Annotated in this window: 19 protein-coding genes; 11 read left to right on the forward strand and 8 right to left on the reverse strand. The window is 52.1% G+C overall.

What is annotated here, in order from left to right; all coding sequences use genetic code 11:
- Window positions 1-21 precede the first annotated feature (21 nt).
- Window positions 22-438: a F0F1 ATP synthase subunit epsilon gene (locus JWG39_RS05780; protein WP_205218432.1), complete on the forward strand. Its 417-nt coding sequence runs from the start codon at window positions 22-24 to the stop codon at window positions 436-438.
- A 653-nt stretch (window positions 439-1,091) separates the two neighbouring features.
- On the opposite strand, the gene JWG39_RS05785 is transcribed toward JWG39_RS05780, so the two are convergent.
- From JWG39_RS05785 to JWG39_RS05800, 4 genes are all read right to left on the reverse strand, one after another.
- Window positions 1,092-2,930, reverse strand: a complete 1,839-nt coding sequence (locus tag JWG39_RS05785) for an N-acetylmuramoyl-L-alanine amidase (RefSeq protein ID WP_205218433.1) — start codon at window positions 2,928-2,930, stop codon at window positions 1,092-1,094.
- Window positions 2,931-3,096: 166 nt separating this feature from the next.
- Window positions 3,097-5,754, reverse strand: coding sequence for a DNA mismatch repair protein MutS (gene mutS, locus JWG39_RS05790; RefSeq protein ID WP_205218434.1), 2,658 nt, complete (start codon window positions 5,752-5,754; stop codon window positions 3,097-3,099).
- Window positions 5,751-6,263, reverse strand: a complete 513-nt coding sequence (locus tag JWG39_RS05795; protein WP_205218435.1) for an HIT family protein — start codon at window positions 6,261-6,263, stop codon at window positions 5,751-5,753. The genes mutS and JWG39_RS05795 overlap by 4 nt, the downstream gene beginning before the upstream one ends.
- Before the next feature lie 4 nt (window positions 6,264-6,267).
- Window positions 6,268-6,753, reverse strand: coding sequence for a metallophosphoesterase family protein (locus JWG39_RS05800; protein WP_205218436.1), 486 nt, complete (start codon window positions 6,751-6,753; stop codon window positions 6,268-6,270).
- Window positions 6,754-7,080: 327 nt separating this feature from the next.
- On the opposite strand from JWG39_RS05800, the gene efp reads away from it, so the two are divergent.
- The 3 genes from efp (at window position 7,081) to JWG39_RS05815 (ending at window position 9,238) form a co-directional block, all read left to right on the forward strand.
- Entirely contained in the window at window positions 7,081-7,644 is a 564-nt protein-coding gene (gene efp, locus JWG39_RS05805; RefSeq protein ID WP_205218437.1) for an elongation factor P, read from the forward strand.
- A 9-nt stretch (window positions 7,645-7,653) separates the two neighbouring features.
- Window positions 7,654-8,544: an EF-P lysine aminoacylase EpmA gene (gene epmA / locus JWG39_RS05810; RefSeq protein ID WP_205218438.1), complete on the forward strand. Its 891-nt coding sequence runs from the start codon at window positions 7,654-7,656 to the stop codon at window positions 8,542-8,544.
- A 229-nt stretch (window positions 8,545-8,773) separates the two neighbouring features.
- Window positions 8,774-9,238, forward strand: a complete 465-nt coding sequence (locus JWG39_RS05815) for a pyridoxamine 5'-phosphate oxidase family protein (protein ID WP_205218439.1) — start codon at window positions 8,774-8,776, stop codon at window positions 9,236-9,238.
- A 127-nt stretch (window positions 9,239-9,365) separates the two neighbouring features.
- Here the strand turns inward: JWG39_RS05815 and JWG39_RS05820 are convergent, their stop codons facing one another.
- From JWG39_RS05820 to JWG39_RS05835, 4 genes are all read right to left on the reverse strand, one after another.
- Window positions 9,366-11,567: a SulP family inorganic anion transporter gene (locus JWG39_RS05820; protein ID WP_205218440.1), complete on the reverse strand. Its 2,202-nt coding sequence runs from the start codon at window positions 11,565-11,567 to the stop codon at window positions 9,366-9,368.
- A gap of 312 nt (window positions 11,568-11,879) precedes the next feature.
- A complete protein-coding gene (lgt, locus tag JWG39_RS05825; RefSeq protein ID WP_205218441.1) occupies window positions 11,880-12,713 on the reverse strand; it encodes a prolipoprotein diacylglyceryl transferase in 834 nt (277 codons plus the stop codon).
- A 98-nt stretch (window positions 12,714-12,811) separates the two neighbouring features.
- Window positions 12,812-14,716 (reverse strand): tRNA uridine-5-carboxymethylaminomethyl(34) synthesis enzyme MnmG, encoded by a 1,905-nt coding sequence (gene mnmG / locus JWG39_RS05830; protein ID WP_205218442.1) that lies wholly within the window; start codon window positions 14,714-14,716, stop codon window positions 12,812-12,814.
- Window positions 14,716-15,576 carry a class I SAM-dependent methyltransferase gene (locus tag JWG39_RS05835; protein ID WP_205218443.1) on the reverse strand — a complete coding sequence of 287 codons (861 nt, stop codon included), beginning with the start codon at window positions 15,574-15,576 and terminating at the stop codon, window positions 14,716-14,718. The genes mnmG and JWG39_RS05835 overlap by 1 nt, the downstream gene beginning before the upstream one ends.
- Before the next feature lie 605 nt (window positions 15,577-16,181).
- Between JWG39_RS05835 and rpmH the strand changes: the two genes are divergently transcribed.
- From rpmH to JWG39_RS05870, 7 genes are read left to right on the forward strand one after another with little or no spacing between them, the layout of a single operon-like run.
- Window positions 16,182-16,319: a 50S ribosomal protein L34 gene (gene rpmH, locus JWG39_RS05840; protein WP_205218444.1), complete on the forward strand. Its 138-nt coding sequence runs from the start codon at window positions 16,182-16,184 to the stop codon at window positions 16,317-16,319.
- Entirely contained in the window at window positions 16,288-16,662 is a 375-nt protein-coding gene (gene rnpA, locus JWG39_RS05845) for a ribonuclease P protein component (protein ID WP_338032183.1), read from the forward strand. Before rpmH ends, rnpA begins: the two co-directional genes overlap by 32 nt.
- Before the next feature lie 3 nt (window positions 16,663-16,665).
- Window positions 16,666-16,893 (forward strand): membrane protein insertion efficiency factor YidD, encoded by a 228-nt coding sequence (gene yidD / locus JWG39_RS05850; RefSeq protein WP_205218445.1) that lies wholly within the window; start codon window positions 16,666-16,668, stop codon window positions 16,891-16,893.
- 20 nt (window positions 16,894-16,913) lie between these two features.
- A complete protein-coding gene (yidC, locus tag JWG39_RS05855) occupies window positions 16,914-18,593 on the forward strand; it encodes a membrane protein insertase YidC (protein ID WP_205218446.1) in 1,680 nt (559 codons plus the stop codon).
- A 13-nt stretch (window positions 18,594-18,606) separates the two neighbouring features.
- Window positions 18,607-19,449, forward strand: coding sequence for a Jag family protein (locus JWG39_RS05860; protein ID WP_205218447.1), 843 nt, complete (start codon window positions 18,607-18,609; stop codon window positions 19,447-19,449).
- Complete coding sequence (mnmE, locus tag JWG39_RS05865) at window positions 19,403-20,833, forward strand: tRNA uridine-5-carboxymethylaminomethyl(34) synthesis GTPase MnmE (protein WP_240192014.1); 1,431 nt, start codon at window positions 19,403-19,405, stop codon at window positions 20,831-20,833. The genes JWG39_RS05860 and mnmE overlap by 47 nt, the downstream gene beginning before the upstream one ends.
- Complete coding sequence (locus JWG39_RS05870; protein WP_205218448.1) at window positions 20,830-22,047, forward strand: molybdopterin molybdotransferase MoeA; 1,218 nt, start codon at window positions 20,830-20,832, stop codon at window positions 22,045-22,047. The genes mnmE and JWG39_RS05870 overlap by 4 nt, the downstream gene beginning before the upstream one ends.
- Window positions 22,048-22,150 lie beyond the last annotated feature (103 nt).

The following is a 22,150-nucleotide window of genomic DNA, read 5'->3' on the forward strand; positions in this document are numbered from 1 at the left end:
TACCTGATACGAGGGAAAAATATGGGACAGCAGATACAACTGGAGGTCGTAACCCCCGCCGGTAAAAAGGTTGACGAAGATGTTGATATCGTCACCGCACCTGGCGTGAGTGGCGACTTCGGAATACTCGCAAACCACGCCCCTTTCCTTTCCGCTCTGAAGATCGGCATTCTTTCTTATGAAAACGGGAAGAAGAAGGAGAATATAATGATCTCCGGCGGTTTCTGTGAGGTCTCCAGCAATAAGGCAAGCTTTCTGGTGGAGAGTGCGGAACGGGGCAGTGAGATTAATGTAGAGCGCGCCATGAAAGCAAAAGAGCGTGCTGAACGGCTTCTTGCCGGAGAAGGCAGAAAGATGGATAATTTTAATGAGACCCGCGCGGAGCTTGCTCTGCAGCGTTCTCTCATACGCTTGAAGCTGGCCGGAAAGAACTATTAAGTCTTTTCCCCATTTCTTTTTTCAATAAAAAGGAGCAATGCCGTTCAGGCAATTGCTCCTTTTTTTTATACAGTTGCCATGAGTTCTCATACCATTTCTATTAAGAAATACCCCGTTTTGTCTCCTGTTTATCCATTCATGGTTACAAACGACAAAAGGAACCACGAATAAACACGAATTATTACTGAAAAAAACATAAGAGAATGCCCTTGTGGTTGAATTCGGTCTGTTCTCATGCTCCTGGTAAACCACGGAAGACACGGGATATTAGAGCGTAAAACGCTCAACCCCGACTTTCGGATGACTCCCAAAGTTGATTCATACTCCTGGTGCAATGTACGGCTTAACTTCGGATACAAACATTTTCGTTTAATGTGTTGTCCCTGTTCGTGAAAATTCGTGTCCATTCGTGGTTGCAAACTGCAGAAGGAACCACGGATAAACACGAATTATTACTCATTCGTCATCGCCAAAAAAGATGTCTACGCAGTCGCGTTTTCTGGTCAATACAAAGTGTAAATGGTATAATTTTAAAATATTTTTTAAAGTTTTTTGCCTTTATTCGGATGTTTAGAGCTTTCCTTTGGCAAAAAGTTTTTCGCTGTTCCGTCTTTTGCTTTTCCCTGTCTCCCGTCTCCTGTCTCCCCTCTCCTCTATTTTACAGCCTTAATACTTTGTGTGTAGGACTTTATACCGGAGGCAATTTCTTGTGCAAGGCTCTCAAGCCAGGCAGGGTTTGTCATGTTTTTAGAGTCTTTCCTGTTGGAGATAAAACCGGCCTCAATAAGGATGGCAGGCATCTTTGCCCCAATCAGTACAACAAAAGGTGCCTGTTTGACACCAAGATCTTTAATCGTTACCCCGCGCTTTTTTTCTCCCTCAATAACAGCCCGCTGCACTGTCTCAGCAAGACGCTTCGATTCTAAAATCTTCGAGTTCTTCATTATGTTGGAGAGGAGTTCCTGCAGATCATTCATCTGATGGGTGGTTGTGGCATTCTCTTTTGCCGCCACCCGCATTGCCTCGGGGTCCCGGGTCAGATTGAGATAGTACGTCTCTATGCCTGTTATACTGGCTGATTCGTGAGCATTGACGTGCAGTGAGATGAAGAGATCGGCATCGGTGTGACCGTTGGTATTTGCCACCGCCGTGCGTTCCTCAAGTGGTATGAAGATGTCGTCACTGCGGGTGAGAATAACCTCACAGTTAAGCTCCTTTTCCAGAATTGGTGCCAGTTTTTTCGCCAGTTGGAGAACGATATCCTTCTCCTGAAGTCCAAAGGCCATGGCACCGGGATCTTTGCCACCGTGACCCGGGTCGATGATAATTTTTTTTATGCCGAGACCAAATTGCTGGGCGAGGGAGAAAACTGGTTTGCTGTGAAATCCTGCGGAGGAATATTCGTACATTCTCTTTTTTGTATCATGAAGAACGGGGATATTGACGGGGGGATTCCGGGCTTCTGCTGTTGTTTTGCCCTTTGCCGCAGCATATCTGATTTTGTGGTTGACCGGGTGGATGACCTGGATATTTTGTGCCGAGACTCCAGTCTCATCGGCCAGTCTGATATTTCCTGTCGGCACCTGGCGGGGAAGTTCAGTGGCCTTGCCGTGGACGTCGATGACCACCCGGTACGGATCAGGCAGGCTGAAGATATCATAGTCATCGATGGAGTCAATATCGAGTACCACCCGTACGGTGTCGGGTGTGAACTGGCCGGTGCGCACCTGGCGGAGCAGTCCATTTTTTATTGGTACAGGCCTGCGGTAGCGCGGTTCAATATAGCTGTTGGCAAAGTCAATGACCAGGCGGGCGGGCTGTTGCGCTGTGGCTGGCAGGTTTCTGGTTCTGTAGTTCACAGGGTTGGTTCCGCTGATGATCACCCGGGTGTAATTAGAGGAAGACCAATATTTTACCGGACGCATGGCGTTGAGCTGACTGCTGTCACCCCGGGGGCTGATCATTACCTGCGGCAGGGGGATGTCGAAGTCGAGGGAGAGTTGTTTCAACCGTGCCTCGGCACGGGGAATCATATCGCCTTGTGGATACTGCTCAACGATACGACGCAAATAATCACCTGCTTTTTTTGGGTCATGCTTCTGCTTCATATAAAGGTCTGAAAGGGCATAGCACGCATCGTCAGCGAGATTACTGGCAGAGAAAAGGCGAATAACATCTTTGTAGTAGGTGATAGTCTCTTTGAGATCTCTCTTTTTATGGAAGATGGTAAACATTTGTCGATGAACACGGGCAAGCATGAAGAGACATCGAGGGGCCAGGTCGGAGCGGGGATGGGAGAGATAGACCAGACGAAAGTTTCGCGCACCTCGCAGCCACTGCTCACGGGTTGTGCCGCCTTTGCTTTCTGACTGTAGTTGATTGAGATAGAATCTGGCGTTTCGGTACTGTTCGTTGACATCACTCTCAGAGAGCGTTTCGCTGCTGGCAGAGGTCGCAGGCAGGAGAATACAGAGAATCAGCAGAACCGACACAAGGAATTTTCCAGCGAAAAAAAGGATTGAAAAAAGGCATCGCAGCATGAGTATTCAAAAGAAAGAGGAAGAGATGCAGGAATCAATACATTATACGGGAGACCGGGGACAGCGTAAAGAAAGAAACGCCCGGTTGGTGTGATGTGAGAAAGGTTTCTTTCCCTCTTCACAGCCCTTTGTTGTATGCCTCCTTCAGGGCGTAGAGAGTGTTGAGTGCATCCCGCGGTGTGCAGGAATCAGGGTCGAGCCCGGCGAGAATTTTCAACGCCGGGTTGGGCGGTGGCAGAAAAAGAGATGGCTGGGTCGGGTGTCTGGTCTTTTTTTGTGCCTCTGCTTTCCCGGAGTCACCTGCTCCTCTTGATACGGCGGCGAAGTTGCCCTGTTCGATGGCTGTTAAAATCCTGCCAGCCCGGGCCACTGTCTGTGGTGGTACTCCGGCGAGGGCTGCCACCTGTATTCCGTAGCTGCGGCTTGTGCCCCCTTTGACCAGCTTGTGCAGGAAAATGATATTGCCCTGCCATTCCCGTATGCCTACGGAGTAGTTTCGTACCCGCGGGTGGGTAAGGGCAAGGTCGGTGAGTTCGTGATAGTGGGTGGCGAAGAGAGTCTTCACACCACGGCCATTCTTCTCCACCAGTTCTTCGGCCACGGCCCAGGCAATGGAGAGGCCGTCGTAAGTGGACGTGCCCCGGCCGATCTCGTCAAGGATGACAAGGCTCTTCTCCGTCGTGTTGTTGAGAATGTTGGCTGTCTCGCTCATTTCGACCATGAAAGTGGATTGTCCTTCACGCAGATTGTCCATCGCTCCAACACGGGTGAAGATACGGTCTACGATGCCGATCTGCGCTTTCTCTGCGGGAACATAGCAGCCCATCTGAGCCATCAGCACTATGAGGGCAGTCTGACGCAGGATTGTTGATTTCCCGGCCATGTTGGGACCGGTAATGATGTGTACTTCGTCGCTCTGCTGGTTGAGGAGGATGTCGTTGGGGACAAACTGGCCGGTGGGGAGCATGAGTTCAATGACTGGATGTCGGCCCTCAATAATGCAAATCTCATCACTGTCTTCCACCATCGGCCGCCGGTAGTTGTTGCGATGGGCTGTCTCAGCGTGAGAGAGGAGAACGTCGAGGCGGGCAAGCAGGGCAGCGGTATGAAGAATGCGAGAACTGGCAGCTGCCAAATTCTGGCGAATTTCAAGAAAAAGTTGATATTCAAGCTCTACACTGCGGTCCTGTGCGCTGAGCACACGGGTTTCAAACTCCTTCAACTCATCAGTGATGAAACGTTCAGCGTTGACCAGTGTCTGTTTCCGAATGTAGTGGGGCGGGACCTTTGCCGCATGGAGGTGACTTACTTCAATGAAATAGCCGAATACCTTGTTGTAACCAATCTTCAGTCTGGGGATGCCAGTGGCCTGGCGCTCTTTATTTTCCAGATCGAGAATAAGCTTTTTGCCGTCGTGCAACAGGGTGTTGAGTTCGTCGAGTTCGGCATTGTAACCGGCGGCGATGAGCCGTCCCTCGCGCAGAGTAATGGGGGCGTCTTCGCTAATGGCGTTTTCCAGCAGCTGGTGCAGATCGGTGAGCGGATCCATCTCCTCACGGAGAGAGATGAGTTTTCGGGTATCACAGGGGGCAAGGGCTGTGATCACTTCCGGCAGCGCCGCAAGCGAGCTTTTGATGGCAAGCATATCCCGGGCATTTCCAGAACCAAGGATCATCCGTGAATTGAGGCGTTCAAGGTCATATACCTCCCCGAGCAGCTCGCGAAGGTGTTCCCGTGCCGGAGAATTATTGAAGAACCAGGTAAGGGCATCAAGGCGGTCGTGGATCTGGTTGCGGTTCTGCAGCGGGAAGAGCAGGTTGTGCTTGAGCAGCCGTGCCCCCATGGGGGTGACGGTGTGGTCGAGTACGGCGAGGAGAGAGCCCTGACGATTGCCTCCCGCGATAGTCTTGGTGAGTTCAAGGTTGCGGCGGGAAGAGTCGTCGATATGCAGGATTGTTTTGGTCTCTATGGGGGAGAGCCGTTCGATATGAGCAACCGAGGCCTTTTGGGTCTCTTTGACATACTGCAGCAGAGCTCCGGCGGCGCACAGCCCTGCCTTGAAGCTGCCGCAGCCAAAGCCGTCAAGGTTGAGGACGTTGAAGTGGGTCAGCAGCAGTTCCTTTGCACTGTCAAAGTGGAAATGGTCGGCGTTGCAGTGGGTATAACAGATATCGGGAAGCCGTTTCCTCAGGCTCTCCTGCAGAGCTGTATCTTCCTCCGAGAAGAGAATTTCCGAGGGAGTAAAACGGTTGAGCAGGTCAAGAGTTTCACTGGAGATTGTCTCGTCGCCGGATGTCTCCGAGACCAGGAATTCACCGGTGCTGACATCCAGCAGGCTCACTCCACAGCTGTCGTTACTGTTCCAGAGAGCACATACGTAGTTGTTGCTGCGTTCGTCGAGCAGAGTGTCGTCGGTGACCACACCCGGCGTGACTATGCGGACCACTTCGCGGCGGACTATTCCCTTTGCCTCGGCGGGGTCCTCCACCTGCTCGCAGATCGCCACCCTGCGTCCTGCTGCAATCAGTTTTGGCAGGTAGGTCTGTACCGCGTGATAGGGAATGCCGCACATCGGCACCTGTACTGCGTCCGTCTTCTTATTGCGCGAGGTGAGGGTGATTCCGAGGATGCGGCTGGCCTCAATGGCATCGTCGAAGAACATCTCGTAAAAATCGCCCATGCGGTAGAAGAGGATGGCATCGTTATGTGCCTCCTTGATTTCCAGGTACTGCTTGAGCATGGGAGTGATCTTTTTTACTTTACTTTCTTTGCTCATCGTTGCGGGTGTCTGATCTGGAAAAGTTCGCGGAAAGCGGGAACGAGCTGGTCGAAGGTGTGGGCAATATGAACGGGAATGGTACGAATTTCGTTGACCACGGTCATGAAATTGTGGTCGCCCTCCCAGCGTGGCACGATATGAAAGTGAAGGTGAGAGGCGATTCCCGCACCGGCCACTTCACCAAGGTTACAGCCGATATTAAGGCCATCGCAGTGCAGCTCACCGCGAAGAATAGAGGAACTGACCTGGAGAAGTTCCATAATTGTCTCGTTCTCCTGTGAAGAGAGTTCAGTGATATCGGCAATATGGCGTGCGGGGGCAATGAGCAGATGGCCGTTGGCGTAGGGAAAACGGTTCAGGAGGATGACGGCATGGCTGTCCCGATAGAGCAGGAGATGTTCCTTACTGTCGCTGCCCTCAGTGGGTGGCTCGAAGATGCAGTAATCGTATTTTTCTTCACGGCCGAGGACATGTTCCTCGCGCCACGGATTCCAGAGATTTTTCATAGTATCAGAGTTGATGGATTTTTCCGCGAACGGAGTTGTTGTCAATGGTCAGGATTGCATAGGTCCCTGGTCCGCCCCAGCGGCTTACCGCCTGGAAGCTGCCCGGGTTGACCAGCAGCACCGGACCGTAGTTGTAACAGACTGGCAGATGGGTGTGTCCAAAAATTATGCAGTCGGCATCCGGAAATGCCTCAAAAACACGGTCTTCAATATTTGTGCGGCTGCCTGCACCATGGGTAAGGCCTATTGTTATCCCTTCGAGTTCAACAAGGCGTTTTTCGGGCAGTGTTTTCCAGGTCTCAAAATTGCACATATTTCCACTTACGGCATAAACCTTTTTATTGGCAAAGGGCTCAAGGACAGAGAGGTCAGTGAGATCTCCAGCATGGAAGATTACTTCACAGTCGCTGAAGGCTTTTATACAATTGCGCAGATAATTTTTATCCGGCTGGCAGAGATGGGTATCAGAGAGAACACCTGCTTTAATCATAGTCAACCTGTGACGGGGGGAAGAGTGCGTAAATACGGAGAAGAGAGCACGATACTGGAATTCACCGCTTAAAATAATAACAACGTGCAGTATACCAGCAGTGGTGAAAAAAGGGAGTAGGCAGGGGATAAAAAAGGGAGACGAACGTCCTTCCCTGTTTAATTTGTGCCATGAAGTTGTACAGAAGCAGCATTCTCCACATCTTGAAGGGAGATAGGGTTGCAGGCTGACGGGGGTTTCCTGTATAATATTTTTCTTTATATGTCCAAAACGGGCAAATAACAGGGAAAACCCTGATTTAACGATATTTTACAGGCTGGAGGAAATATGTACACTGCTTCTGATTTACGCAAGGGCTTGAAGGTGCAGATTGATGGTGCCCCTTACATTGTTATTGATTTTGAATTTTCCAAACCGGGAAAGGGCCAGTCGCTCTACCGGTGTAAGATGCGTAATATGATCACTGGCAATCAGCTGGTGCAGACCTATCGTTCCAATGATAAATTTGACGAAGCGGGTCTTGAAGAGTCAACGATGCAGTATCTTTACAATCAGGGTGATGAGTTTCATTTTATGAACACTGAAACCTACGATCAGATAATGCTTACCGCTGAGCAGATCGGGGATAATATCCACTTCCTCCTTGATAATATGGAAGTAGAGATGCTTTTTTTCAACGATCAGGCTATTGACATCTCGCTGCCCATTTTTGTTGACCTCGCTGTTACTCAGGCGGATCCCTGGGTCAAGGGCGATACGTCAGGAACCGACACCAAGCCGGTGACTCTGGAGACGGGGTATGAATTACAGGTCCCGCCTTTTGTTGAAGAGGGTGACAGGCTGCAGATTGATACCCGTACCGGGGCATACGTCACCCGGGTAAAAGAGTGATGCTTTCCCATGATTAACCTGCAGAGGCTGCACACCCGTGCGGCCTTTTTTCGTGTCCTGCGCTCTTTCTTTTATCAACACGACTTCCTTGAAGCAGATACTCCGGTACGCCAGCCGGTGCTCATCCCCGAAACCAACATCCAGCCCCCTGCTTCTGAGGATTGGCTCCTCCAGGCATCGCCTGAACTCTGTATGAAGCGGCTGCTCGCTCTTGGCGCGGAACGGATTTTTCAGATCTGCCCCTGTTTCCGCAGGGGTGAGCGTGGCCGACTGCACAGTGAGGAATTTCTTATGCTCGAATGGTATCGGCGTGAAGCCGACTATCATCAGCTGATGCGTGACTGTGAAGAGTTAATTCGCACTGTTTCCAGGGGCCTTCCGGAGACAGACTGTTTCGCGGGGATAGATCTTTCCGGCCGATGGCCGCAACTTACGGTGGCGGAGGCCTTTGGTCGCTTTTCCCCTGTACCGCTTGAGCAGGCGCTGGAGGATGATTCTTTTGATGAGGTTCTGGTGGAGTACATCGAACCGCAGCTTGGTCTGCAACAGCCGTGTTTTCTTTGTGACTATCCTGCGGAGATGGCTTCGCTTGCCCGACGAAGTCCGGCTGATCTTCAGGTAGCGGAGCGCTTTGAGCTCTATATTCGAGGAGTTGAGGTGGCCAACGGCTTCTCTGAACTCGCCGACGCGCAGGAACAGCGGCAGCGCTTTACGCAGGAAATTGAACACATTAAGGCACAATGGGGACGACGGGCAGCAATGCCGGAGCAGTTCCTCGCTGCCCTGCCCGCCATGGGCGAGGCCGCAGGTATTGCTCTCGGGGTGGATCGTCTGTTGATGCTGGCGCTCAATAAAACTGCACTTGAAGACGTTCAGACTTTTTCCGCAGAGGATTTGTGATTCAAAAGGAAAAGGACGGAAGAAGGGAGACGGGAGAAAGGGAGACGGGAGAAAGGGAAAAGCGGTAAGACAGTTTTTTTACCGCGAAGAACACGAAGGAACGCGAAGGAAAGCAAAAGCATTTGAGAATAAAGAGTTTGTAATTTAAAGCGGGCAGAACAGAAGAAAGGCGGAAGAAGGTAAAAAATCTTTCCGCTTTTTGAGAAGTTACAAAATATAAGGAGCAACCATGCACGATAAAGAAAATGACAATGGAGCAAAGGCTGAAATTGATGCGGTAATCCGCGCAAGTGTGGTGATGCGCCTCGCTGTCGTGGATGGTGACAGACCCTGGCTTGTCCCCCTCTGTTTCGGCTATGACGGAGAAAAGCTCTATTTTCACAGCTCCAGTCGTAAGGGGCGCAAGCAGGTGATTCTGGAAAAAAACGGCCGGGTCTGTTTTGAATTTGAAGACGGCGTGCAGGTGAAAGCGGCAGAGAAGCCCTGTAACTGGTCGTTTTCCTTTCGCACGGTTATTGGTGAGGGGGTAGCCCGCGAATTGACGGATGATGAGGCAAAACGCGCCGCGCTTACCTGTATCATCAGTCAGTATGCAGAGGAAAAATGGGCTCCCGCCTCTCTTTCGCTCAAGGGAGTGCAGGTGTGGGAGATAGATATTGAGGAGATCAGCCGCAGATATAAGAAGCAGGAGTAGAACGCCAGAAAATTACATAAAAAAACCCTCAATGCAGTTTGCTCTAAGCAAACTGTATTGAGGGAAAAGTATACGGGTACCTTGAATAACGAGCTGTTTCAAGCTACCCGTATAACAACCCGCAGCTTCATGCTCCGGATTTCGACTTCCCAGCAAACCCTTTCTTTTTCTTTGGTTCTTCTTCCGGTCTCGGCACATATTGCTGCAGGGGGCAATTCTCACAGGCCTCCAGTGGAACCGAACTGTCATCGTGTACCTTTTTCGTCAAGGCAATCACTGCCGCTTTACTGTCGGGATACATCCACTCTTTACCGACAACATCCAGCAGACCGGTTCGCTCCATAACCTTCAACATCTGGAATTTAGCTCCGCAGATGGCAAAGCCCAGATGTCCACTGCGTACCCGTTCACAGAGCATGCGCAGTGCTTCTTCTCCAGAGGCGTCCATGTCGTTGATGCCGCGGGCGTCAAGAAGAATATAGCGAAGATTGGGCAGATCAGTCCGATAACGGGTTACCTGCTCATCAAGATAACTGGCGTTGGTGAAGAAGAGCGGGCCGTCGAAGCGGATTACCGAGATGTGCTGACAACCTTGCAGGCCGTAATATTCCGAGGAAGCGAGGACCTTTTCTGAGTTCATTGAGAGAGTGACTACGGTCGGCCGCATTGCTTTGTAGAAGAAGACCAGCAGTGACAGCACCACACCGAGCTCAATGCCCTTGTCGAGGTGGGGGGCAAAGTAGAGGGTGACGAGGAAAGTGATGATGGAGATTGCGCCATCATACCACTGCGCTGTCCATGCATGCATGAAACCGCGGATGTTGACCAGTCCAATGACAGCCATCATGATAACTGCTGCAAGTACTGCCTGGGGCAGATGGTACAGCAGGGGGGTAAAGAAAAGCAGGGTGGCCACCACCACAATTGATGTGACCACTGAACTGAGGCCGGAGACCGCCCCCGCCTGGAAATTCACGGCAGATCTGGAGAAGGACCCGGAGACGGAATACGAGGATGTAAATGAGCCAAGGATATTGGCCAGCCCCTGACCTATCAATTCCTGGTTGGGATCAAGCTTCTGGCCAGACTTGGAAGCCATTGCTTTGGCAATTGCCACCGCTTCCATAAAGCCAAGCAGTGAGATAATGATTGCCGTTGGCAGCAGTTGCAAAAAGGAGTGGATGGTGAGATGGGGCATGGTGAATTGCGGCAGACCTTTGGGGATGGTACCGACCACTGCACCGCCACCCGTAAGCAAAATACTCTCAGTATTCAGTTGATTATTGCCTACTTTGAGGCGCCAGGTTGTCTTGTCGGCGGTTATTCCCTCGGGTACATGACCCTGCTCATAAAAAATCTGTTTGTCATTCTGAAGAATCTCTGAAAATTTCACAGCACGCAGTGCGGTGCGCAACTCGTGTTCCTGCTCCTTGAGCAGATCAATTCTGTAATTGGCTACATTGACAATATTAAGCTGACGAAGGATTTCCTCATCGAGTTTGATGTGGTCTTTTTGATGTATTTCATCCACTTTCAGGGTGGCGTTTTTCCGCTGCTCCACCAGCTCCATGTGTTGACCGGTAACGCGGTTGAACTCAATAATTTTTTCGACGACTGCCGGAGAGTGGATGTTGGAGAGAGAAACATGTACATCGTTGTTGAAGCCGATCAACCAGGAAATAATGGTGGTTGTCGCTACCGCAACCAGCACGTTTGGAATACGCGGATTAATCTTTTTCAGACCTGCCATGATAACAACTGCACTGATACCGAAGAGCAGCGTTGGTATATGGGTATATTCCAAAGCTGCCTGGCAGACCCGCACAAGAGTTTCATAATTGTGGTGGGCGGCATCTACATAAACACCGAAAAATTTTGAAAGCTGAGAGGTCGCAATGATGATTGCCCCGGCATTGGTAAAGCCGTTGACTACCGGGTGAGAGAGGAAGTTCACTACCAGCCCGAGGCGCAGAACCCCAAGGAGGAACTGAAATATCCCGACAGTCAGTGCCAGCACGATGGAGTAGGCAATAAAACCGGCGGAACCGGCTGTCGCCAGGGGTTCCAGCGAGGCGGCATTCATCAGCGAGACAATGGCCACCGGACCGGTGGCAAGCTGACGACTGGAGCCGAAGAGGGCGGCAACCATTGGTGGCAGGAAGGCCGCGTAGAGTCCATAATAGGCTGGCAGACCAGCAAGCTGGGCGTATGCCATGGACTGCGGAATAAGTACCAGTGCCACGGTAAGACCGGCAATAAAATCGATCTTGAACTTGCCGATGTCGTATTCCTCGAACCAGCCGAGGAAAGGGAAAATCTTGCGGATCATGGGGAAGCTCCTTGTATGAACTGAAAACCCGGGAACCCTGAAATACGCATCTCCTGTTCAGATGTACAAAACGTGAAAACATCTGCCTGTGGCAGAAATCTTTCTGCGCCTTGAACTGGAACAAGAGCTGCTTTCTTTCATTGAACCCGCAGGTACAGCACAGCAGAGATTGACTGAGCCATCATTCATTTTCTAAAAAAAACCAATTCGAATAATTAAGGCTGATTTGGCAATAAAGTCAAGGACTTTGCGAAATGACAATTATAAGATTGGCTGCAAAAACAGGACTTCTCTCTGCCATGCGCTTGTTTTTTAGGAATTTTTACTTTTAGCCGTGTCTTTTTCCCCTGTTTTTTTTGATACCTTTCTGAGCAGGAGCCAGAGCAGTACTCCACCGGCAATCATTATGCTGCTGAGGAGCTGGCCCATGGTAATATGGGCAAAAAGGAAGCCAATCTGGACATCAGGTTCGCGAAAGTTTTCAATAAAGATGCGAAAAACGCCATAGCCGACGAGAAAGAAGGCCAGCATTGAGCCGTGAGGCCAGTTGGGAAGTCCGCGCCAGGGACGGCGACGCAGGGTCCAGAGGATACAAAAAAGAAGAAGTCCTTCAAGGACGGCCTCGTAGAGCTGCGAGGGATGACGGGGCAGCGGGCCGCCGTCAGGGAAGATCATGCCCGGCAGGGATGTGGTCACCCGGCCGTAGAGCTCACCGTTGATGAAGTTGCCAATCCGGCCAAGGCCGAGTCCTATTGGAACAGTAACGATATAGAGGTCGGCAGTCTTCCAAAAATTTATTTTCTTCCACCGGCAGAATAAACAGCCGGTGACAATGACGGTGAAACAGGCCCCATGGAAGGACATCCCACCGTTCCAGGTTGCGAGAATCTCCAGCGGATGACGGCAGTAGTAACTCCAGTTGTACAAGAGGACATAGCCGAGCCGTCCGCCAAGCATTACGGCGATAACGAGAACTGCGTTGAGATTTTCGAAGTGTTTCTCAAAAGCGGTGAAATGAAATTGCCTGATCTGCAGTTTAACGAGATAATAGGTGGCAAGGAAGCCAAGGACATACATCAGGCCATACCAGCGTATGCAAAGCGGGCCAAGACAGAAGATGGCGGGGTCGATCTGGGGATAATGCATGGCAGTTGCGGGAAGAAGTTATCCTGAAAAGATACAGGCTTCAGGGAACCTTGAAGAAGCAGTCTGTCAAGGTTCCCTGCAAAAGGACGTAGACATCGTCAGCTTTTCTTTTGTGCGGAGAGACGCCGTATATGTACCTGCAGTACGGAGACAGCCGCCGGGGTAATGCCTGAAATTCGGGAGGCCTGTCCCAGTGACTTCGGCCGTACTTTATTGAGTTTCTCAACGACCTCGTTGGAGAGACCGGAAAGCACCGTGTAGTCCATATCATCCGGCAGGAGCTGGCTCTCCATCTTCTTGAAGCGGGTGACCTGCTCCTGCTGGCGTTCAATATAACCTTTAAATTTTATCCGCAGTTCCACCTCGTGATGCACTGCACCTTCATTGAGTGCGGTGACGGTTTCGTGGTCGACGGATTCCAGGGGGAGGCGGAGAAAAGCGGCAATGTTAAGTTCCGGGCGGCGGAGGAGTTCCGCGAGGGAGCTCTTTTGCTTCAGTTCAGTGGATTTGAGCGCCGCCAGTGACTCGTTAACTGCCGGTGTTGGAGTGAGATGAATCTGTTCGAGGGCGGCAATACCGGAGACAATACTGTTCTCCTTGGTGTGAAAACGCTCATAGGCGTTACGTTTCACCAGACCGATTTCATACCCTTTGGCGGTAAGGCGGGCATCTGCGTTGTCCTCCCGCAGCAACAGGCGATACTCGGCGCGAGAGGTGAAGAGCCGATAGGGCTCCTTTGTCCCGCGGGTGACGAGATCATCAATGAGCACTCCGGTGTAGGCTTCGGAACGGTCAAGAACAAAGGGAGACTCCTGGCGTATCTGACGTACCGCGTTGATCGCCGCCATCAGTCCCTGTGCCGCCGCTTCTTCGTAGCCGGACGTGCCGTTGATCTGCCCGGCAAGAAAGAGCCCTCCCAGGCGTTTTGTCTCAAGGGTGGGAAGGAGGCCAAGAGGATCAATATAATCGTATTCAATGGCGTAACCGGGGCGAATAATCTTCGCTTTTTCAAAGCCCTGAATGCTGTTGACCATCGCCTGCTGGGTGGCCAGTGACAGACTGGTGGGAATACCGTTGGGGTAGATCTCACAGGTGTCCAGGCCCTCAGGTTCGACGAAAATCTGGTGGCGCGGCTTTTCAGGAAAGCGCATCACTTTATCTTCAATGGACGGGCAGTAGCGGGCGCCGACGCCCTGGATGATCCCGGCGTAGAGCGGGGACTGGTCGATACCTCCGCGGATAATCTCGTGGGTGCGCTCGTTGGTCCAGGTGATGTGGCAGGGACGCTGCGGCAGCGTGTATTCGCCAGAGCTGGAGTAGGAAAAAAAGCCTGGCGGCCTGTCGCTGCTCTGGAGCTCAAGCTGTGAATAATCGATAGTGCGGCTGTCGAGGCGGGGAACGGTGCCGGTCTTCATTCGTCCCACTTCAAACCCGTGTTCACGGAACCAGCGGGAAAGGGCCGCCGAGGCGGGATCACCGAAGCGTCCGGCGGCAAAGTGTTTCAGGCCGACATGCACCAGTCCCCCGAGGAACGTACCGGTACAGATGATTACTGCTTTCGCCGGAATTTCTTCATTGAGACTGGTTGTTATGCCGGTGACACGGGAGTCATCTGCACTGGTGAGCAGACCGCTGACCATGGTTTGTTTCACCGTCAGATTGTCAGTGTTCTCAATCACTGATTTTATTCGCAGGCGGTACAGCAGGCGGTCTGCCTGAGCCCGGGAGGAACGGACTGCCGGGCCTTTGGACGTGTTGAGAATTCGGAACTGAATGGAGGTGGCGTCAATATTTTTTGCCATCTCTCCACCGAGGGCATCAATCTCCTTCACCAGGTGACCCTTGGCAAGGCCACCGATGGCCGGGTTGCACGACATGGCACCAATGGTGTCAATGTTTATAACAGTAAGCAGCGTTTTGCAGCCCATTCGGGCGGCGGCCAGCGCTGCCTCGCAGCCGGCGTGTCCCGCGCCGACGATAATAACATCGTATTTTTCTTTCATTATTTTTTTGTTGATTCTGTTTTCTGCCAGGAGATAAGCGCCCAGCGTGGCGGTGTCCTGCGGGTAAGAGTGAGGCTTCCATCCGGCTCGATGACGCTGATTGAGCGGACATATTCGGAGAGTCGTGTGGTTTGCTCTGCATCAAGCGTGTTGAACATCCAGAGGAAACTGGTCAGTGCTTCTTCAAGGTTGACGTAGTGCTTCACCCTGTCAAATTCCAGTATCTTTACGTCTGGAGCTATGCCCATGCTGTGCAGTATGTTCAATGTATAGATATAGTCGGGGCCGGGACGGAATTCAATGCCGACGGCCTCGTATGCTCCCGGTTCAAACGGTGTCGGGCTGACGCTGTCGGAGAGAAAAACAGCCTCGGTGGCAAAAGCATTAAGTCTGTTCAATGCAGCTGGCAGGTCCGTCACGGCGGTGGAACGGGAGGCGAGGGTGATGTGGTGTGGGAGTATCCCCGCCGCCTGCCAGTCATCCTGCCAGTCCAGCTTTTTTGTCGTAATATTGCGGATTCCCTGTTCGGCGGCCTTTTCCTCCAGCAGCTCAAGCATGCGGCCGGAAAAGTCCAGCGCGGTGACGGCTGCGGCGCATCTGGCGATGGGCAGGGCAAGGGTGCCGGGACCACTGCCGATATCGAGTAGAGTCGTCTGTGGAGTCAGCGGCAGGTTGTCGATCACAAGATCAACATAACTGTTGTCCTTTACCCGGCTGGCGAAGGAGTCGGCGCGGGAGTCCCAGTCGGCTGCGCTCTTTGCCCTGCGGGATTTGGCCGCCATGGCACGGCGGCGCAGCTCGGTCCAGTCGATGTCGGCGGCGGTCTGTATGTTTGCAGGCATGTTTGCAGTTACGGGCATGAAGTTTCCTGATTTCTGTGTAATTGCTTAAAAATTTATGGAAAAAGACAAAGACAAAAAAGGAGACAGGAGAAAGGGAAAAGCCAACAGCGGTAAGACAATTTTTTCACCGCGAAGAACGCGAAGAGCTCGAAAAAAGGCATTTTTATATATAAAAACTTTCGTGTGTTTCGCCTATTTCGCTGGCCATCCGGTCTTTGTCTTACCGCCTTTTGCTTTTTCCCGTCTCCCGTCTCCCGTCTCCCGTCTCCTTCTTCCGCCTTCCTTCGCGTTCTTCGCGGTGAAAAAAACTGTTTTCCAGCGGTTTTTGAGAAAGTACATTTCTGTTGAGGAACATCGGGGCGGGGAGTATACCATATTTGTCGGGGTTTCTGGCATAAAATCATCGACAGAGATCCTCTGATTTCGAGGGCTTTTCACCCCCGGCCGTCATTCTGTCGCAGTCCAGGGGCTGTGCCGAAGTGGAGAAGGAGAGTCTGAGGAAATCGTTGACAGCTTCCTGAAAATATGTTTTTATTGCCGTTTTATCATCTTTGTCCCCGCCTCACGGGGATTTTTTGTTGACAACTCCCGATGAGAGCGGGAAATCGTAAAGGAAAAGAACAATGAGCAAAAGAACATTTCAGCCCAGTAATATTAAACGTAAACGCAGCCACGGTTTTCGTTCAAGAATGAGCACCCGCGCAGGCCGTTCTATTATCCGCGCCCGTCGTGCCAAAGGCCGCAAACGTCTCTCTGCATAAATTGACCGGTCAACGGTTGCCGAAATCCCATCTGGTTCGTAAAGGATGGGAGTATCAGCACGTATACAGCAGCGGGAAGAGATTACACGCTAAAGGCTTTTCTTTGATCTGTCTCAACAACGACCTTCCTTTTAATCGTCTTGGTATCAGTGTTCATCGTAAAATACGCGGTGCCGCGAGACGAAATCGTCTCAAACGGATTATCCGTGAGACGTTTCGCTGTAATCGGGATCTCTTTCCTTTGTCAAAGGATATCGTTTTCACCGTTCGACCGGATTTTATCCTCGACCATCCCGCCGAGATCCGCACGGCTGTGGAGGCACTTTGTCGCAGGGATACGTAGAGCATGAAGATTCTAGAGATTCCCGGTAAGGCCACAATTGCTCTGCTGCGAGGCTATAAATATTGGATCTCGCCGTTGCTGCCGCCCTCCTGTCGTTTTACTCCCACCTGTTCGGTCTATGCCATGCAGGCTATTGAGAAGTATGGTTTCCTGCGCGGTTCCTTTCTCGGGCTGCGCCGCCTGCTTCGCTGTCACCCCTTTTCCCGGGGTGGCTATGATCCCGTTCCTTAACCCCAATTACACACTTTCCCATGGATAATAAAAGAGCCTTTCTGGCTGTCGCAATCTCCTTTGTCATCCTCCTTGGCTATCAGTATTTTTTTATGCCGACTCCGCCTGCGGAGCAGCCTGGAGAGACAAAAAAGAGTGCCGAGGTGAATGCTCCTCTTTCACAGAATCAGCCGAATGCGGCCGTTGCTGGAAAATTGGCGAAAATGCCTGCACTGTCTCCAGTCGTCTATGATCGGGAACCGAAGAAGGTTACCGTTGATACCAGTCTTTATACGGCGGTTTTTTCAGAAGACGGCGGTACCCTCAACAGCTTTATGTTGAAACGCTACAGTCAAACCAGCGCTAAAAATTCTCCCGGGATGCAGTTTATCGCCACAACCGCTGAGCAGGGATATCCACTTGCGTTCTCCTGGGGCAGTGTAACCAGCCCGCAGATTCTGTACACTGCATCTACTCCGGCAATCAAGCTTGCTGGCAAAGGCGACAAAACCGCGACGCTGACTCTTACAGCCGATGCTGGCAACGGTGTGACGATCCAGCGGATCTATACCTTCCGCAACGATACCTATCTCATTGGTCTTGACATCAAGGTGACCAATGACAGCGGTGCTCCACTGCAGGGGGCACCCATGCTCGACCAGGTGGACAGCTCTCTCGGTGGCGGTGTTTCCTCTTCAGCCGACCGCTTTCTCTTCACCGGACCGTCCGCCTACATCAACGATGAGCTGCATGAGGTGAAACCTGACGAGTTTGAGCAGGCTCCGATTACTCTCAACGGTAATATCAACTGGGCTGGCTACGAAAGCAGTTATTTTCTCTGTGCCCTCGTGCCGGAAGACGGTGATGGCCAGAGTTATACCATGCAGGGCAGCGAAGATCTGGTACGTACCCAGCTTGCTGGCACCATGATTACCCTGCAGTCTGGTGCCTCACAGAACTGGCAGTATAAACTATATTATGGACCGAAGAAGGTCAGCCTGCTGCGCGACATCGGTTACAATCTTGAAAAGTCGATGAACTACGGCTGGTTCACTGTCATTGCCAAGCCGATGCTCTGGCTGCTCAATTTCTTCTACTCCATTGTCCATAACTACGGCGTGGCGATCATTCTTGTCACCGTTCTCATCAAAGCTCTTTTCTGGCCGATTACCTATAAAGGTTTGAAGTCGATGAAAAATATGCAGAAGCTGCAGCCGAAGATGGCGAAGCTCAAAGAGAAATATAAGGATGAACCGCAGGCGATGAACCGTGAGGTGATGAATCTCTACAAAACCTACAAGGTTAATCCGCTTGGCGGCTGTCTGCCGATGGTTATTCAGATCCCCTTTTTCTTTGCCCTCTATCGAGTTCTGCTGGCTTCCATTGAACTGCGGCACGCGCCGTTCATGCTGTGGATCACTGACCTCGCGGCTCCTGATCGGCTCTATATCGGGTTTGACCTGCCGTGGCTCGGCGGCCTCCCGGTACTCACCCTGCTGATGGGTGCATCCATGTGGCTGCAGCAGAAGATGACTCCGACCACTGCCGACCCGATGCAGGCCAAAATCATGATGGCACTGCCGATTGTTTTCACCTTTATGTTCCTCAATTTTCCTTCAGGACTGGTACTCTACTGGCTTGTCAATAACCTTCTCAGTATTCTGCAGCAGGTGGTGATCAACCGTGAAAGCAAGTCACATACGTTGGAGAAAAAGGCCTGACAGAGAGGAGTGTATGCCCGAGATGAAGGAATATTCCGGCAAAGATGTAAACGGAGCCATTGAATCAGCCTGCGCCGATTTCGGGGTTCTCCAGATGCAGCTCAAGGTGGAAGTCCTTGATACCGGTTCTGCCGGAATATTCGGAATTGGTCGCAAAGATGCCCGCATACGAGTGGGGATGAAAGCTGCATTGGGGGAAATCGCTGATGATCCCTTTGGAATGGCCGATATCTTTGACGAGGGACTTCTGAAGCCGGAAAAAAGTGGCGCGGAAAAGTCCACAACTGCAGTTCCCGCATTTTCTTCCCCGTCCCCTGCCGCACCTGTGTCGCAGGGGACGGAAGCTCAGGCCAGCGAGGAAATTGTGGAGAGTATCTGCAGTGAACTGGTGAAGATAGTTCAATTGATGGGATTTCCTTCCACCACTGAGGTTCAGGTTGAGGGTTTGACGGTTAATGTTGAACTCCACGGTGACTTTGAAGAGGAGTTGATCGGGGAAGAGGGCCGGGTGGTGGATAGTTTGCAGTATCTCATCCGCAAAATTGCCAGCCGCAAATCACGGGAGCGGCTGCGGATTAATCTTGATGTCGGGAACTATCGCTGCCGACGGATAAAAGAGCTCTGTGTGAAGGCTGTCACACTGGCCGCAGCTGTCAAAGATGGAGGCAGCTCCAGGATCATGCCCGGACTCAGCCCGACCGAACGGCGGGAGGTGCATCTTGCCCTGCGACATGACAGCGGGGTGCGGAGTCGCTCTGTAGGTGAAGGAATGTTTAAAAAAGTGTTAATCTATAAACCCGGCAGCAGCAATGGTGGCCGTAAAAGTCGCCGGAGCAGCCGCCGTCGTGAAGAGTGAGCCAATGACCACTTCGCAAATCGATACTATTGCTGCAATCGCTACTCCCCCCGGCGCGGGAGGGATCGGTATCATCCGCATCAGTGGAGAGCGCGCTCTTCCTGTTCTGCGTGAAATCTTTGTTTCTGCTTCTTCTGCTGCACCCTTCTCTGAAAGTCATAAACTCTACTACGGCCATATCCGCGAGGAGGGTCGCCTGCTTGATGAAGTCCTTGCCGTCTTTATGGCGGGACCTCACTCCTACACTGCTGAAGATGTAGCGGAAATTCAATGCCATGGAAGTTCTCTTGTCCTGGAAAATGTTCTTGAGGCGGTGTTGTGCCACGAGGTGCGTCTTGCGGAACCGGGAGAATTTACCCGTCGTGCCTTCCTCAACGGGCGTATTGACCTCACCCGTGCCGAGGCGGTGGTAGAACTCCTTACTGCGCGGACGAAGAAAGGTGTTGACCTTGCCGAGGAACAGCTCTCCGGTGCCCTCTATAAGGCGCTGGAGCCGATTCGTCAGTCTCTCCTGTACGCCCGCGCCCATGTCGAGGTGGCAATAGATTTTCCGGAAGAAGATGTGGAGATCATTGATCATGACATACTTCTAAAACAGCTTGAAAAGGAAGTACAAACTCCGCTGGGGCGCCTGCTTGGACGTGCCGGTCAGGGACGGATTTACCGTGAAGGTATCTCCATGGTCATTGCCGGGTTGCCCAATGTGGGCAAATCCAGTCTGCTCAACGCCATGCTCAATGAGGAGAGGGCCCTGGTTGCCGCTATTCCCGGTACCACCCGCGACTCCATTGAGGAGGTTGTGGACATCGGCGGGGTGCCGGTGCGCATCGTTGATACTGCCGGAATCCATGAGAGTGCGGAAGAGGTTGAGGAGATGGGGATTCTCCGGGCGAAGTGCCTGCTCAATCAGGCCGATCTGGTCCTCTTCGTGGTGGACGCTTCCTGCGGCCTGCGACCTGAAGACCTGGCACTGTATGATGTGGTGCAGCAGAAGCCGGTGCTGGCGGTGGTCAATAAAAGCGATCTGGTACCTGTCCCGCCTGATCTCTCTTCTCTCCCCGGTCTGCGTGGCTCGGTGGTGATCTCAGCAAAGCAGCAGCAGGGGCTGGAAGAGTTGCGGGATGCCATCTATGCAGAGATTACCGGAGGCGAAAATATGTGGGAAGAAGCTGGCTGTACCCCCAATCTGCGCCACAAAGTTTCCCTTGAACGTGCTGTGACCGCCTGTGACCGCATCATGGAGACACTTGAGGCAGGATTGACCTTCGACCTCATCGCCGTCGATCTGCAGGATTGTCTTGGAGCCCTTGGCGATATCGTTGGTGAAACGACTACGGAGGATGTACTCGACGTGGTTTTTGCTGAGTTCTGCCTCGGAAAATGATGAAGCCGGCTGTTCCTGTCACTTCTCTTTCTTCTTCCGACCTGTTTGCCTGGCGGCAGGAAGTAGAGAGGCATATCACACCCCTTCCTGCAGAGAGTGTTGTTGTGGAACAGGCCATTGGACGGGTAACCGTCGAGGCCATTTCTGCCGCCCGCCCCTCACCCCGTTTCGCGGAATCTCTGCGCGACGGTTTCCTTTTTTTTCCTGCCGATTTTATTACAGCATCGCAAACAGGACTTGAGGTCTGTTTTGAGGTGGCAGCCGGTACTCGGGATGTGCCAGAGCTGGTGCCTGGTTCTGCCCAGCGCATCTTTACCGGTGGGATGGTGTGCGCCGGGTGGGGAGCGGTGGTTGTGCCCCATGAATTTTGTGAGCTGCGGGGAGGGCGTGTCTATCCACGGCAGTTGCCGAAAAACAGTTATATCCGCGAGGTTGGAATGGACAGTGCGGCGGGAGAGATTCTTTTTCCTGCCGGGCACAGACTTTCTGCTGAAGATGTTGTTCTGCTGGTGTCCTGCGGTGTCCACACTCTCTCGGTGAGAAGTCGTTCACGGGTGGCGCTCTGCTGTACCGGCAGTGAGCTGGTGGCTGGCAGGGAACCCGGGCCTGGAGAAAAAGTGTCGGTAAATCACCTGTTCATGAAAGCGGCTCTTGAGCGTTTTTATCCCCGGGACTTTTCTGTGACCCTGGTCGGTGATGAGAAAGAAGTGCTGGCTTCTTTTTTCTCCGGTGCCATCATGAAAAATGCTGATTTGATTCTTACCAGCGGCGGCATGGGGCCGGGCAGGTTTGATCTGGTGCAGGAGGTTTTTGCCGGGATGGGAGGGGAGATTTTCTTTGATACGCTGGCCATGCAGCCGGGGAAATCGCTGCTGTTTGGCAGGCTGCACGGTGCTGTTGTTCTCGGACTGCCCGGACCGCCCCGCGCGGTCTCCACTCTTACTGAAGAACTGCTCGTGCCGGTGTTCCGGCTGCTTGAAGGTGAGAATTCAGAGAAATGCTGGCCAACGGCTTTTGCGGCGAAACTGCTTTCTTCGGCGGGTTCTGCTTCCCGTTTTCCCCGTCTCAGGAGTGGGGTTCTCTCTTTTTTGCAAGGAGAATGTTTTGTTCGACCTGTGGGAAAAAGGGAGCAGGCGCAGTGTCACATTGTCTTTCCTGCTGACCGGGAACTGCATTCTGGAGACCTTGTCGAGGTTCACCTGCTGCCTTTCTGACTCCTTTTTATACCATTTACATTTTGTATTGATCAGAGAACGCAACTGCGTGGACATCTTTTTTTGGCGGTTACGAATGGATAAACAGGATGTAATACCATTC

It is taken from the genome of Desulforhopalus vacuolatus (assembly GCF_016918505.1).
GTDB classification, from domain to species: Bacteria; Desulfobacterota; Desulfobulbia; order Desulfobulbales; family Desulfocapsaceae; genus Desulforhopalus; species Desulforhopalus vacuolatus.